The organism is Pseudomonas sp. RIT-To-2 (genome assembly GCF_029623465.1).
GTDB lineage: Bacteria > Pseudomonadota > Gammaproteobacteria > Pseudomonadales > Pseudomonadaceae > Aquipseudomonas > Aquipseudomonas silvicola.
On the sequence record NZ_JAPYKM010000011.1, the window covers coordinates 79,564 to 93,894 of the forward strand.

The window sequence follows — 14,331 nt, forward strand, 5'->3', positions numbered from 1 at the left end:
ACACCTTTGACAAAAAAGTGGGCCGCTACTGCTGTAGCGGGCCCAAGAGATTACAGATTCCGCAGCGCGGCGACTACTGCATCGCCCATTTCCTGTGTACCGACCTTGGCACAGCCGGCCGACCAGATGTCGCCGGTGCGCAGGCCCTGGTCCAGAACCAGGCTGACGCCCTTCTCGATGGCGTCGGCGGCAGCCTGCTGGTTGAAGCTGTAACGCAGCATCATGGAAACCGACAGGATGGTCGCCAACGGGTTGGCGATGCCCTGCCCGGCGATGTCCGGGGCGGAACCGTGGCATGGCTCGTACATGCCCTTGTTGTTGGCATCCAGCGACGCCGACGGCAGCATGCCGATGGAGCCGGTGAGCATGGAAGCCTCGTCCGACAGGATGTCACCGAACATGTTGTCGGTGACGATCACGTCGAACTGCTTGGGCGCGCGCACCAGTTGCATGGCGGCGTTGTCCACGTACATGTGGCTCAGCTCGATGTCCGGGTAGTCCTTGGCCACTTCCTCGACCACTTCGCGCCACAGTTGGCTGGAAGCCAGCACGTTGGCCTTGTCCACGGAGCACAGCTTCTTGCCGCGCACACGAGCCATGTCGAAACCGACGCGGGCAATGCGGCGAATTTCGCTCTCGCTGTACGGCAGGGTGTCATACGCCTGGCGCTCGCCATTTTCCAGCTCGCGGCTGCCACGCGGGGCGCCGAAGTAGATACCGCCGGTCAGCTCACGCACGATGAGGATGTCCAGGCCCGCGACGATTTCCGGCTTCAGGCTGGAAGCGTCGGCCAGTTGCGGGTACAGAATGGCCGGGCGCAGGTTGCCGAACAGGCCCAGTTGCGCGCGGATCTTCAGCAGGCCGCGCTCCGGGCGAATGTCGCGCTCGATCTTGTCCCATTTCGGGCCACCCACGGCACCCAGCAGCACGGCATCGGCCTTGCGCGCCAGTTCCAGCGTCTCGTCGGCCAGGGGCACGCCGTGCTTGTCGATGGCGGCGCCACCGATCACGTCGTGCTGCAGTTCGAAGCCCAGGTTGAACTTGTCGTTGGCCAGGTTCAGGACCTTGACCGCCTCGGTCATGATTTCTGGGCCAATACCGTCGCCTGGGAGAATCAGAATCTGCTTGCTCATGCTTTCCTCGGGATGCTGTGTGTATTCAGTAAGTGCTGCGGGGGGCCTTTCCCGAGCTTCGCCCGGTCCCACAGGGATCGCAAATGCCCCCTACCAATCTCGACTCAGCCGCGGAACAACCAGGGCTGGCTGGCGCGGTGCTTGCTTTCGAACGCCGCGATGGCGTCGCCATCCTGCAGGGTCAGGCCGATGTCGTCCAGGCCGTTGAGCAAGCAGTGCTTGCGGAATTCGTCGATCTCGAAGCTCAGCACCTTGCCGTCAGCGCGGGTGACGGTCTGGGCTTGCAGGTCGATGGTCAACTGGTAGCCAGGGTTGGCTTCCACTTGCTTGAACAGCTCATCCACGTCGGCATCGTCGAGGATGATCGGCAACAGGCCGTTCTTGAAGCTGTTGTTGAAGAAGATGTCAGCGTAGCTTGGCGCGATGATGGTGCGAAAGCCGTATTCTTCCAACGCCCACGGCGCGTGCTCGCGGCTGGAACCGCAGCCGAAGTTCTCCCGGGCCAGCAGCACGCTGGCGCCTTGATAACGGTCGTGGTTGAGCACGAACTCCTTGTTCAGCGGGCGCTTGGAGTTGTCCTGGTACGGTTGGCCCACGTCCAGGTAACGCCACTCGTCGAACAGGTTGGGGCCGAAACCGGTGCGTTTGATCGACTTCAGGAATTGCTTGGGAATGATCTGGTCGGTGTCGACGTTGGCACGGTCCAATGGCGCTACGAGGCCAGTGTGCTGGGTAAAGGCTTTCATGCTGCGCTCCCTTGGATCAATTCACGGACATCGATGAAACGGCCGGTCACCGCGGCAGCGGCAGCCATGGCCGGGCTGACCAGGTGGGTACGGCCACCGGCGCCCTGACGGCCTTCGAAGTTGCGGTTGGAGGTGGACGCGCAATGCTCGCCCGACTCCAGGCGGTCGGGGTTCATGGCCAGGCACATGGAGCAGCCCGGTTCACGCCATTCGAAGCCCGCTTCGATGAAGATCTTGTCCAGGCCTTCCTTCTCGGCCTGCTCTTTGACCAGGCCCGAGCCCGGGACCACGATGGCCTGCTTGATGGTCGCGGCCACCTTGCGGCCCTTGGCGATTTCGGCGGCCGAACGCAGGTCTTCGATGCGCGAGTTGGTGCACGAACCAATGAACACGCGGTCCAGCTGGATATCAGTGATCGCCTGGTTGGCGCTCAGACCCATGTACTTCAAAGCGCGCTCGATGGAGCCACGCTTGACCAGGTCGGCTTCCTGGGCCGGGTCAGGCACGTTCTGGTCAACGGCCAATACCATTTCCGGCGAGGTGCCCCAGCTCACTTGCGGCTTGATCTGCGCGGCATCCAGTTCCACCACGGTGTCGAACACGGCGTCGGCATCGGAGACCAGGTCTTTCCAGGCTTCAACCGCCTTGGCCCAGTTCTCGCCTTTTGGCGCGAACGGGCGGCCTTCGACATAGGCGATGGTCTTCTCGTCCGCCGCCACCAGGCCCACGCGGGCGCCCGCCTCGATGGACATGTTGCAGATGGTCATGCGGCCTTCCACCGACAGGTCGCGGATGGCGCTGCCCGCGAACTCCATGGCGTGGCCATTGCCGCCGGCGGTACCGATCTTGCCGATCACGGCCAGCACGATGTCCTTGGCGGTGACGCCGAACGGCAGCTTGCCTTCGACACGCACCAGCATGTTCTTCATCTTTTTGGCCACCAGGCACTGGGTGGCCAGCACGTGCTCCACTTCCGAGGTGCCGATACCGTGGGCCAAGGCCCCGAAGGCGCCGTGGGTGGAGGTGTGCGAGTCACCGCAGACCACGGTCATGCCCGGCAAGGTCGCGCCCTGCTCCGGGCTGATGACGTGGACGATGCCCTGGCGCACGTCGTTCATCTTGAACTCGGTGATGCCGTACTCGTCGCAGTTGTCGTCCAGGGTCTGCACCTGCAGGCGCGACACCTGGTCAACGATGGCGTCGATGCCGCCCTTGCGCTCTGGCGTGGTCGGGACGTTGTGGTCAGGGGTGGCGATGTTGGCGTCAATGCGCCATGGCTTGCGACCGGCCAGGCGCAGACCTTCGAAAGCCTGGGGCGAGGTCACTTCATGGATGATGTGACGATCAATGTAGATCAGCGCCGAACCGTCGTCGCGCTGCTTGACCAAATGCGAGTCCCAGAGCTTGTCGTAGAGCGTTTTGCCGGCCATCAGACTTTCCTCATCAGTATCTTTTCTATGCCAATAACCGCTTGGCTTGTAGGGCGAATGCTAAGGGGTTACATTGGATTACTCAAATTCATAATTTTCATGCTTTGGATAACCAATAGGAATCCGACTGGATGGACCTGGCCAACCTCAATGCTTTCCTCGCCATCGCCGAAACCGGCAGCTTTTCCGGGGCCGGCGAACGCCTTCACCTGACCCAGCCGGCCATCAGCAAACGCATCGCAGGGCTTGAGCAACAACTCAATGTACGCCTGTTCGACCGCCTGGGGCGGGAAGTCAGCCTGACGGAGGCCGGGCGCGCCCTGCTGCCACGCGCATACCAGATTCTCAACGTGCTGGACGATACCCGCCGGGCGCTGACCAACCTGACGGGCGAGGTCAGCGGCCGCCTGACCCTGGCGACCAGCCACCACATCGGCCTGCACCGCCTGCCGCCGGTACTGAGGGCGTTCACCCGCCAGTACCCCGCGGTGGCACTGGACATCCAGTTTCTGGACTCGGAGGTGGCCTACGAAGAAATCCTCCATGGCCGGGCCGAGCTGGCGGTCATCACCCTGGCTCCGGAACCCCACCACCTGGTGCGCGCTGCGCCGGTATGGGACGACCCGCTGGACTTCGTGGTGGCCCCCGAGCACCCCCTGGCCCTCAACGGCGCGGTCACCCTGGCCGACATCGCTCACCACCCGGCGGTATTCCCCGGCGGCAACACCTTTACCCACCATATCGTTCAGCGCCTGTTCGAGGCCCGGGGCCTGACGGCCAACATCGCCATGAGCACCAACTACATGGAAACCATCAAGATGATGGTGTCCATCGGCCTGGCCTGGAGCGTGCTGCCGCGCACCATGCTCGATGACCAGGTACGCAGTATTCCATTGGCGGGCATACAGCTCAGTCGCCAGCTAGGCTACATCGTGCACACCGAAAGAACGCTGTCCAATGCCGCACGGGCCTTCATGGCACTGCTTGATGCACAGGGCAGCGCCGTCAGCGGCTAGCGGGTGCGCGCAAAAGGTCTACCTTAAGGAAGCCTTATTCGCCAAAGGTCTGGTCCATGCCCAAGTCAGCATCACGCTTTCCGCGCTTGCCGCGTATCCATGCGGCCGACCCTCAGGAATCCGAGCAGACCTGGGAAAGCGCCCCGCAATTGCTGGCCGCCCTCAACGGCGCGCACCTGGGTGCCTGGTTCTGGGACATCGAAACCGGCCAGGTCAGCTGGTCGCGGGGCACCCAGGCGCTGTTCGGGTTCGACCCGCACCAGCCGCTGCCCAACGACATGGACTACCTGGACCTGCTGCCCGAGGAAGACCGCAACCGCACGGTGCAGGCCTTTCAGGCCGTATTGCGCGGCGAGCCCATCGAGCAGGCCATGCGCCACCGCATCCGCTGGTCGGACGGCAGCCTGCACTGGCTGGAGATAAACGGCAGCCTCGTGACCGGCAAGGACGGGCATGCACGCATGGTCGGGGTGATCCGCGAGATCACCCGCCAGCGCGACCGGGAAACCGCGCTGATCAACTCGGAAAAACGCTTCGCCACTCTCTTTCACCTCAGCCCCAACGTGGTGCTGCTGACCCGCCGAAACGACGGGCTGATTCATGAGGTGAACCAGCACTTCGAAAAAATCCTGGGCTGGTCAGCGGCCCAGATCATCAACAAGACCACCGTGGAGCTGGGGCTGTGGGCGAACCCCGACCAACGGCGGCGTTTGCTGGAGATCTCGCGCCATACCTTCGAGCCGGTGAACATGGAAGTGCAACTGTGCGCCAGCTCCGGCCAGGTGCACGACGGCATCCTGTGCACCCAGAACATCGAGCTGGACGGCGTCAGCTACCTGCTCAGCACCTTTATCGATACCAGTGACAGCAAACGCGCCGAACAGGCCCTCAAGGACAGCCAGGAACGCCTGGACCTGGCCCTGGACTCTGCGCAACTGGGCACCTGGGACTGGCACATTCCCAGCGGCATGCTCTATGGCTCGGCCCGCGCCGCGCAGTTGCACGGCCTGCCGGCGGAGCCCTTCCATGAGTCTTTCGAGGCTTTTTTCGAAGGGGTGCCGGACGACGAACGCAACAGCATGCGCCAGGCCTACCGCAGCCTGCGCGAGGGCCCGGCGGGCAATTATCAGATCACCTACCGTATCGCGCTGGACAATGGCGGTTCGCGCTACCTGGAAAGCCGTGCGCGCCTGTACCGCGACGAAAACGGCCAACCCCTGCGCATGGCCGGCACCCTGCTGGACATCACCGAACAGGTGGAACGGGAACAGCGCCTGGCCAGTTCCGAAGAGAAATTCGCCAGCCTGTTCCAGGCCAGTACCGACCCCATCTGCGTGACGCTGCAGGACAGCGGCCAGTTCATCGAGATCAACCCCAGCTTCACCCAGACCTTCGGCTGGACCGCCGACGAACTGATGAGCGCCGGGCCCGATGAACTGGGCTTCTGGGTGGACAGTGCCGAACGCCTGCTGCGCATCGAGGAGGTGATACGCGAGCGGGCACTGAACAATGTGGCCGTGCAGGTGATGCACAAGAACGGCCAACTGCTGACGTGCCTGATCTCCAGCCGCCTGATCAGGGTCGACAACCAACCCTGCGTGGTGACCACGCTGCGCGATATCACCCAGCAGCAACGGGCTGAAGCGGCGCTCAAGAGCAGCGAGGAGAAATTCGCCAAGGCCTTTCACTCAAGCCCGGACGCCATCACCATCGCCGAGCGCGACAGCGGCCGCTACCTGGAGGTAAACGATGGCTTCTGCCGTCTGACCGGCTACAGCGTCGACGAAGTGCTGGGGCGCAGTGTGGACGATATCGGGTTCTGGGCCGATCCGCGCCAGCATGCACTGCTGCTGGACGAGCTGGAAGACCATGGCCGGGTGCACCACCGCGAGCTGATCGGGCGCAACAAACAGGGCGAGGCCTTGACCCTGGAAGTGTCCATCGAGCCCATCACCCTCAATGAAACCCCCTGCCTGTTGCTCAACGCCCGCGACGTCAGCCAGCTCAAGAACGCCCAGGCCCAGATCCGCCACCTGGCCTACCACGACCCCCTGACCAACCTGCCCAACCGCGCGTTGCTGATGGACCGGTTGAGCCAGCAGATAGCCCTGCTCAAGCGCCACAACCTGCGCGGTGCCCTGCTGTTCCTGGACCTGGACCACTTCAAGCACATCAACGACTCCCTGGGCCACCCGGTGGGCGACACCGTGCTGAAGATCATAACCGCACGCCTGGAGGCCAGCGTGCGCCTGGAAGACACCGTGGCGCGGCTGGGCGGCGACGAGTTCGTGGTACTGCTGACCGGCCTGGAGGGCAACCGTGCCGAAGTCACTGCCCAGGTGCGCGAACTGGCCGACACCTTGCGCGAACTGCTCGCCGAACCCATGTCCCTGGACGGTCAGCGCCTGCAGGTCACGCCCAGCATCGGCGTGGCGCTGATCCCGGACCATGGCAGCACCCCGGCCGACCTGCTCAAGCGCGCCGATATCGCCCTCTACCGCGCCAAGGACTCGGGCCGCAACACCACCCAGTTGTTTCACAACAGCATGCAGAAGGCCGCCAGCGAACGCCTGCAAATGGAGAACGACCTGCGCATGGCCCTGGCCCGGGGCGAACTGAGCCTGAACTTCCAGCCCCAGGTGGACGCCCGTGAGGACCGTATCGTCGGCGCCGAGGTGCTGTTGCGCTGGCATCACCCGCTGCTGGGCCAGCAATCACCGGCCCAGTTCATCCGGGTACTGGAAGAAAGCGGCCTGATCCTGGAGGTGGGCAGCTGGATTCTCGACGAAGCCTGCCGCACGTGTGCGCAATTGCTGCACGAGGGCCTGATCGACCCTGCGGAGTTTGCCCTGTGCGTGAACATCAGCCCACGCCAATTCCGCCAGAACGACTTCGTCCAGCGTGTAGAGCGCAGCCTGAACCAGCACCACCTGCCCTGCTCGCTGCTGACCCTGGAGATCACCGAGGGCATTGTCATCCAGAACCTGGAAGACACCATCAACAAGATGCGCAGCCTGAAGAAACTGGGGGTCAGTTTTGCCATGGACGACTTCGGCACCGGCTACTCATCGCTGACCTACCTCAAGCGCCTGCCGGTGGACGCCTTGAAGATCGACCAGTCATTCGTCCGCGACGCCCCCCAGGACCCCAATGACGCGGAGATCGTGCGCGCCATCGTCGCCATGGCCCGCAGCCTGGAACTGAGCGTGATCGCCGAGGGCGTGGAGCTGTCGGAGCAGTTGGAGTTCCTGGAACGCCTGGGGTGCCATCTGTACCAGGGCTACCTGCACAGCCGGCCGTTGCCGGTGGCGGAGTTTCGACAGATGTTGATTGATGGGTGATGCTGCGCAGCCTTCTCGCCAGCCTTGTTCAGGCGGCTTCCAGCGCCTGCACGCCCAGCAATTGCCCTACCCGGTCGCAATCGGTTTCGCGCCGCACCAGGGTGAACAGCTCCACGGCCTCGGGGAAGGTGCGGGTGAGCATGGCCAGCCACTGCTTCAATCGCCCAGGCGCCTGGCGGGGGGTCAGGTCGCGAACTGCCTGGCGCCAGAATTCCTGCAACAGCGGCATCAGTTCTGCCCAGGTCATGGGCGCCAGCTCGATACCAGCCTGGGCGGCGGCGATCTGCCGGGCCAGGTCCGGGCGCGAGACCAGGCCCCGGCCGAGCATGATGTCGGGCACACCGCTGATCTCGCGGCAACGGCGCCAGTCGTCGACGGTCCAGACTTCACCGTTGGCATAGACCGGCACCTTGACCACATCTCGCACCCGCGCCACCCACTCCCAGTGGGCCGGCGGCTTGTAGCCGTCGACCTTGGTGCGCGCATGCACCACCAGCACCTCGGCGCCGCCCTCGGCCAGTGCTTCGGCGCACACCAGGGCGCCGTCGGGGCTGTCGAAGCCCAGGCGCATCTTGGCGGTCACCGGAATGTGCGCTGGCACGGCCCGGCGTACTTCGCACAGGATGCTGTGCAGCAGCTCGGGTTCCTTGAGCAATACCGCCCCGCCCCGGGACTTGTTCACGGTCTTGGCCGGGCAACCGAAGTTCAGGTCGATCACCGGCGCCCCCAGGCTGACGGCCAGCGCAGCGTTGTCGGCCAGGCACGCAGGGTCCGAACCCAGCAACTGCACGCGCATCTGGGTGCCTGCCGGCGTCACGCAGCCGTCGGCCAGTTCCGGGGCCATCTTGTGGAAGACCGCAGGTGGCAGGAGCATATCGTTGACGCGAATGAACTCGGTGACACACCAGTCGATACCGCCGACACGGGTCAGCACGTCACGCAGGATGTTGTCGACCAGGCCTTCCATGGGGGCCAGGGCAATGTGCATGGGGAATCTCGGGGGGAGGGATGAAAAAAGAGCGCCATTGTAGCGGAGATCGGCGCTGCCCGCTTCATGCTCTCACGCCTGGCGCAGCACCGCCGGCCCATAGCCGTCGATGAACTCGGGTGGCATGCGCTTGGGCTTGCCGCTGGACAACTCGATACAGCAGAACGTGGTGTGGGCACGCAGCAACGTCACCCCATCACGCGGGCGAATCAGCTGGAAGCGCCGGGTCATCTTCAATTTCTGATCCGACTCGACAATCCAGGTGCCCAACTGCAGCTCATCGCTTTCATAGGCCGCTGCCAGGTAGTCGATCTCGTGGCGCACCACGGCCATGGCACGGTCCAGGCGCCGGTATTCGCTCAGGTCCAGGCCCAGGCGCTGGGAATGGCGCCAGGCGCACCGTTCCAGCCACGTCACGTAGACGGCATTGTTGGCATGCCCGAGTCCATCGATATCGTCGGCACCGACACTCAGGTCGATCACAAAGGGCGTAGCCAGGTCCCAGTTCATGCGCGTTCTCGCTCCTGCTTGATAGGCAGGGGCCAGTCTAGCGCACCCTCACGCCGATTGGCGCACCCACTGCCCGCTGAGCAGGCCCAGCACGCCCTGGATAAGGCCTGGATCGGCCAGCAACCGCTGGTGCCCGCCTTCGGGTAGCACCAGCAGGCGGCTGTCGAACCAGGCTTGGTGAATGGCGCGCGCCTCGGCCACCGGCACCAGCGGATCGTTTTCGGCGTGCACCACCAGCCCAGGCATTTCCAGCTGATAGCGGCTGACGTCCAGGTGCGCGGCCGGCAGGCCGACAATGCCTTCCACCTGGCGAATGAACGCCGAGCGGGCACGGGCCGGCAAGCCGACATGGGCGGCGAAATTGCGCAGCATGCCGAGAATCCGCGCCGGCGCCGCGACCGTCACCAGTGCCTCGGCCTTCAAACCCCACTGGCTGGCCAGCAACGCGGCGGCGCCACCCATGGAGTGGCCCACCACCGCGCGCAATGGCGGCAGCTCCGCGGCAGCCTCCAGCAGCGCGTGGGCGAACAGCACCACATGGGCCTGGCTGCCACGCGACCGCCCATGCCCAGGGCCTTCCAGGGCCACCACGCTGTAGCCCGCCAGCAACAACGCCTCGGTCAGGGCGGCGAACTGGGTAGGCCGCCCTTCCCATCCGTGCATCAGCAGCACCGTGGGGCCCTGGCCCCAGCGCAGCACCGAGAGCCCGAAGCGCAAGGTGATGCGCTCGGCACGGGCCAGCAACGGCAACTCCCAGTCACGGGGCGGCACTGTACGTGGCTGCATGAACGCCAGTCGCATGCGCGCGGCCGCGTGCTGGGGGGCCAGGTGCCCGAGGGTACGGTTGACGCCGCGAATCCAGTTGAGGGTGGTCATGGCAGCACTCCTGGGCTCAGCGCACAGCGGCCTTGGCGGCGCGCAGAATACGGTCGGACAAATCACCGGGGCCCAAGGCTCGGCCCAGGGCCAGGCCGCCGATCATCAAGGCAAGGTCAGCCAGGGCGGTATCGGTGTCTTCGGGGCGGTCGGCGAGTTGCGCCACCAGCAGTTCCACGTGCTCGGTCAGCACGCTGCGAAACGCCTCGGGCAGGCGGCCCATTTCCGCCAGCGCAGTCGGCAGCGGGCAGGCGCGGTCTTCGGCATCGCGGTGCTTGCGAGACAGGTAATACGTCGCCATCAAGGCTCGACGCTCCGGTGCCGACAGGCTGGGGTCAACCTGGTCGAACAGGGCGCGGCGCTCACCCAGCAACTGGCTGAAGGCTTCCAGCATCAAGGCGTCCTTGCTGTCGAAATGCGCATAGAAGCCACCCACGGTCATGCCGGCTGCCCCCATCACTTCACTGACACTGGGGTCGGCGACGCCACGCTGGATCATGGCCTTGCGCGCCGCTTCCAGAATGCGTTCACGGCTCTGAGCTTTCTTGTCGAGCATCACCGGGCACCTCCGAATATGATGGAGGTAATATTATGCTTGTAATATTTTTACGCAAGCGATGCCGCTGACCGCTGGTCAGGGTGTTCAGGAACAGGAGCGTGGGAAAAGTGAAACGCCAGACAAACAAAAGGCCCATTCAACCAGTGAATGAGCCTTAAAAATCCCGCAGAGCGGGTAATCGTGGCGTCCCCTAGGGGACTCGAACCCCTGTTACCGCCGTGAAAGGGCGGTGTCCTAGGCCACTAGACGAAGGGGACGCAAAACCTTCGAGCAAGTCCGTTTTCACGAACCCTGGCAAATTGGTGGAGCTAAACGGGATCGAACCGTTGACCTCTTGCATGCCATGCAAGCGCTCTCCCAGCTGAGCTATAGCCCCAAATTTAGCGTCTTGCGACGGAGCAACCGATACAGGCGTCGCCACTTAAAAACAAAAGGCTCATCCAATATGCGAATGAGCCTCAAATCCCGCAGAGCGGGTAAATCGTGGCGTCCCCTAGGGGACTCGAACCCCTGTTACCGCCGTGAAAGGGCGGTGTCCTAGGCCACTAGACGAAGGGGACGCAAAACCTTCGAGCAAGTCCGTTTTCACGAACCCTGGCAAATTGGTGGAGCTAAACGGGATCGAACCGTTGACCTCTTGCATGCCATGCAAGCGCTCTCCCAGCTGAGCTATAGCCCCAAATTTTTCGTCTTGCGACGGAGCTGCCTGTACCAGCGAAGCTTCTGTGAAACTGGCGTCCCCTAGGGGACTCGAACCCCTGTTACCGCCGTGAAAGGGCGGTGTCCTAGGCCACTAGACGAAGGGGACAAAACCTTCTTACCAAGATCAGTCTGGATCTGATCTGACCGAAGTCAAACAACGACTTCAGGCCTGGAATGTGGTGGAGCTAAACGGGATCGAACCGTTGACCTCTTGCATGCCATGCAAGCGCTCTCCCAGCTGAGCTATAGCCCCACAATCTTCAGCGCTTCGCAGTTCTGCGTGTTGCTGTGTGGACGGGGCGCATATTAAGACCGGATCGAAGGGCTGTCAAACTTATTTTTGAAAATTTTCAAAAATTTTTTCCAGCAATACAACCACTTACCGACGAACCGAGCGCCCTGCCCCACATTTGCTGGACAGAAACCGTCAAATCAGGCGATTGCGGCCAGCAGCTTTTCCCATTCCTTGTTTTCCTTCTTCGACACGCCACCCAGCAGGTCCAGGGCCTGGCGCAGGCGGAAGCGGGTCAGGTCCGGGCCGAGGATTTCCATGGCGTCGAGCACCGAGACCGAGCTGGCCTGGCCGGTGATGGCGGCGAACATCAGCGGCATGGCGTCACGCAGCTTCAGTTCCAAGGCTTCGACAACGGCCTGGATGGTGGCGGTGATGCGGTCCTTTTCCCAGGTGCGCAGGGATTCGAGCTTCCACAGGATCAGTTGCATCACCTGGCGCACCTGCTCGGGCGAGAGCTTCTTGTGCTCGAACAGCTTGGCGTCCAGTTGCAGGCCACCGGCGAAGAAGAAGCCGCCCAGCGGAGCGATCTGGCTGAAGGTCTCTACCCTGCCCTGCACGTGCGGTGCGATTTTCATCATGTAGTCGGCGTTGAAGGCCCACTTCTGCACGCGGGTGGCGAATTCTTCAACCGGCAGTTCACGCAACCACTGGCCATTGAGCCAGGACAGTTTTTCGATGTCGAAGATCGGCCCGCCCAGGGACACGCGCGACAGGTCGAAATGCTCGACCATCTCGGCCAGGGAGAACTTCTCGCGCTCATCCGGCATCGACCAGCCCATGCGGCCCAGGTAGTTGAGCATGGCTTCCGGCATGAAGCCCATGCGCTCGTAGAAGGTCACCGACGTCGGGTTCTTGCGCTTGGAGAGCTTGCTCTTGTCGGGGTTGCGCAGCAGCGGCATGTAGCACAGCTTGGGCTGTTCCCAACCGAAGTACTCGTAGAGCTTCATCAGCTTGGGCGCCGAGGGCAGCCATTCTTCGCCGCGCAGCACGTGGGTGATGCCCATCAGGTGGTCGTCGACGACGTTGGCCAGGAAGTACGTCGGCAGGCCGTCGGTCTTCATCAGTACCTGCATGTCCATGCGGTCCCACGGGATCTCGACATCGCCGCGCAGCATGTCCGGCACCACGCAGACGCCCTCGGTGGGCACCTTCATGCGGATCACGTGGGGCTCGCCGGCCGCCAGGCGTCGGGCAACTTCTTCGGGCGACAACAGCAGTGCACGGCCGTCGTAGCGTGGGGTTTCACCCCGCGCCTGTTGCTCGGCGCGCATCTGGTCCAGTTCTTCGGCGGTGCAGAAGCACGGGAAGGCGTGGCCCAGGTCGACCAGTTGCTGGGCGTACTGCTTGTAGATATCGCCCCGCTCGCTCTGGCGGTACGGACCGTGGGGGCCGCCCACGTCCGGGCCTTCGCTCCACTCGATGCCCAGCCAGCGCAGGGCATCGAAGATCTGCTGTTCGGACTCGCGGGTCGAACGCAACTGGTCGGTGTCCTCGATGCGCAGGATGAACTCGCCGCCATGCTGCTTGGCAAAGCAATAGTTGAACAGGGCAATGTAGGCCGTGCCGACATGGGGGTCGCCGGTGGGCGATGGCGCGATACGCGTACGAACGGTCATGAAAGGTCTCGAGCAGAGTGAATCAAAGGGTCGATGTTAGCAGGCCCGATGCGGTTGGCTCTAGTGAGGGGGTGGTTTTTGCTGGTTGGGGGGATTGGCCGGAGAAGGTGTTGGGGCGGCCAGGGGCGTGGCTTGATACTTGATGCGCCCTTGATCGAGCGCCGTGCGGGCGGTGCTCGATCAAGGGCGCTACAAACGCAAAGCCATGCCCCCGGGGTCTCAGCCGCCCCGATGCAACTTGCTCATCAGCTCCGCCTCAGCCTGGGTCAACCCACAGGACTGGGTCAATTCATCCACGCTGGCCCCCATGCCCACCAGACGCGCGGCCTGGGCAAACGACAGGCTCGATGGGTCACGCTGCTCCAGCATGGCCAGCTTGTCGGGCAGCGGCGCGACCACAGCGCGCAATTCGTGCAGGTCTTCACCCATGCGCACGGTGCCGTTCTGGTAATCCTCGACGCGACGCGCCAGGTCCTTGATGCGCTGGTCGCGAATGGCATCGCCGGCCGCCTGCTGGGCAGCGATTTCCCGCTGGCCACGGATGTTGGCCAGCAAGACCGCGAGCGTGGCCACCCAGAGGATGGCCAGCACGATGACGCCTACCTCGAAAATCAACTCAGATGCTCTCCAGCTCGGACCACTCTTCCTCGGTCATCATCTTGTCCAGCTCGACCAGAATCAGCAACTCGCCGTTCTTGTTGCACACGCCCTGGATGAACTTGGCCGATTCCTCGTTACCCACGTTCGGCGCGGTCTCGACTTCGGACTGGCGCAGATAGACCACTTCGGCCACGCTGTCGACCAGGATGCCGACCACTTGCTTGTCGGCCTCGATGATGACGATACGGGTGTTGTCGCTGACGTCAGCCGGCATCAGGCCGAAGCGCTGGCGGGTGTCGATCACGGTGACCACGTTGCCGCGCAGGTTGATGATACCCAGCACGTAGCTTGGCGCACCCGGTACCGGGGCGATTTCGGTATAGCGCAGTACTTCCTGTACCTGCATCACGTTGATGCCATACGACTCATTATCCAGGCGAAAGGTTACCCACTGCAGAATAGGATCTTCGGAACCTTGTGCAGACGACTTCTTCATACCCCTAACCTCTCGAAAACCGT

12 protein-coding genes and 6 tRNA genes are annotated in these 14,331 nt (G+C 63.3%); 2 read left to right on the top strand and 16 right to left on the bottom strand.

Annotated elements, in window-relative coordinates; all coding sequences use genetic code 11:
* Window positions 1–50: 50 nt before the first annotated feature.
* The 3 genes from leuB to leuC form a co-directional block, all read right to left on the bottom strand.
* Window positions 51–1,133, bottom strand: a complete 1,083-nt coding sequence (gene leuB, locus QBK88_RS12390) for a 3-isopropylmalate dehydrogenase (RefSeq protein WP_277962262.1) — start codon at window positions 1,131–1,133, stop codon at window positions 51–53.
* Between the two features lie 104 nt (window positions 1,134–1,237).
* Window positions 1,238–1,879 (bottom strand): 3-isopropylmalate dehydratase small subunit, encoded by a 642-nt coding sequence (leuD, locus tag QBK88_RS12395; RefSeq protein ID WP_277962263.1) that lies wholly within the window; start codon window positions 1,877–1,879, stop codon window positions 1,238–1,240.
* Window positions 1,876–3,309, bottom strand: a complete 1,434-nt coding sequence (gene leuC, locus QBK88_RS12400) for a 3-isopropylmalate dehydratase large subunit (RefSeq protein WP_176570128.1) — start codon at window positions 3,307–3,309, stop codon at window positions 1,876–1,878. Before leuC ends, leuD begins: the two co-directional genes overlap by 4 nt.
* Before the next feature lie 131 nt (window positions 3,310–3,440).
* Between leuC and QBK88_RS12405 the strand changes: the two genes are divergently transcribed.
* Together QBK88_RS12405 and QBK88_RS12410 are read left to right on the top strand one after the other, a co-directional pair.
* Window positions 3,441–4,325, top strand: coding sequence for a LysR family transcriptional regulator (locus tag QBK88_RS12405; protein WP_277962264.1), 885 nt, complete (start codon window positions 3,441–3,443; stop codon window positions 4,323–4,325).
* Between the two features lie 56 nt (window positions 4,326–4,381).
* Window positions 4,382–7,666: a PAS domain S-box protein gene (locus tag QBK88_RS12410; RefSeq protein ID WP_277962265.1), complete on the top strand. Its 3,285-nt coding sequence runs from the start codon at window positions 4,382–4,384 to the stop codon at window positions 7,664–7,666.
* 28 nt (window positions 7,667–7,694) lie between these two features.
* Here QBK88_RS12410 and QBK88_RS12415 read toward each other — a convergent pair whose 3' ends face one another.
* From QBK88_RS12415 to QBK88_RS12475, 13 genes are all read right to left on the bottom strand, one after another.
* On the bottom strand, window positions 7,695–8,654 hold the full coding sequence (locus tag QBK88_RS12415; protein ID WP_277962266.1) for a tRNA dihydrouridine synthase: 960 nt from the start codon (window positions 8,652–8,654) through the stop codon (window positions 7,695–7,697).
* A 72-nt stretch (window positions 8,655–8,726) separates the two neighbouring features.
* A complete protein-coding gene (locus QBK88_RS12420; RefSeq protein ID WP_268144466.1) occupies window positions 8,727–9,164 on the bottom strand; it encodes an acyl-CoA thioesterase in 438 nt (145 codons plus the stop codon).
* Between the two features lie 48 nt (window positions 9,165–9,212).
* Window positions 9,213–10,040, bottom strand: a complete 828-nt coding sequence (locus QBK88_RS12425; protein WP_277962267.1) for an alpha/beta fold hydrolase — start codon at window positions 10,038–10,040, stop codon at window positions 9,213–9,215.
* A gap of 16 nt (window positions 10,041–10,056) precedes the next feature.
* Window positions 10,057–10,596: a TetR/AcrR family transcriptional regulator gene (locus tag QBK88_RS12430; protein WP_277962268.1), complete on the bottom strand. Its 540-nt coding sequence runs from the start codon at window positions 10,594–10,596 to the stop codon at window positions 10,057–10,059.
* Window positions 10,597–10,780: 184 nt separating this feature from the next.
* Window positions 10,781–10,856 (bottom strand) — tRNA-Glu (locus QBK88_RS12435).
* A 43-nt stretch (window positions 10,857–10,899) separates the two neighbouring features.
* Window positions 10,900–10,975, bottom strand: a tRNA-Ala gene (locus QBK88_RS12440).
* A gap of 108 nt (window positions 10,976–11,083) precedes the next feature.
* Window positions 11,084–11,159 (bottom strand) — tRNA-Glu (locus QBK88_RS12445).
* A gap of 43 nt (window positions 11,160–11,202) precedes the next feature.
* A tRNA-Ala gene (locus tag QBK88_RS12450) sits at window positions 11,203–11,278 on the bottom strand.
* A 53-nt stretch (window positions 11,279–11,331) separates the two neighbouring features.
* A tRNA-Glu gene (locus tag QBK88_RS12455) sits at window positions 11,332–11,407 on the bottom strand.
* Between the two features lie 71 nt (window positions 11,408–11,478).
* Window positions 11,479–11,554: transfer RNA gene (locus tag QBK88_RS12460), tRNA-Ala, on the bottom strand.
* A gap of 179 nt (window positions 11,555–11,733) precedes the next feature.
* The gene (gene gltX, locus QBK88_RS12465; RefSeq protein WP_268144471.1) at window positions 11,734–13,212 is read right to left on the bottom strand and encodes a glutamate--tRNA ligase; all 1,479 of its coding nucleotides are present in this window, start codon (window positions 13,210–13,212) and stop codon (window positions 11,734–11,736) included.
* A gap of 219 nt (window positions 13,213–13,431) precedes the next feature.
* Complete coding sequence (locus QBK88_RS12470; protein ID WP_158157226.1) at window positions 13,432–13,827, bottom strand: DUF2802 domain-containing protein; 396 nt, start codon at window positions 13,825–13,827, stop codon at window positions 13,432–13,434.
* 1 nt (window position 13,828) lies between these two features.
* Window positions 13,829–14,308 carry a chemotaxis protein CheW gene (locus tag QBK88_RS12475; protein WP_027981645.1) on the bottom strand — a complete coding sequence of 160 codons (480 nt, stop codon included), beginning with the start codon at window positions 14,306–14,308 and terminating at the stop codon, window positions 13,829–13,831.
* Between the last annotated feature and the right edge of the window lie 23 nt (window positions 14,309–14,331).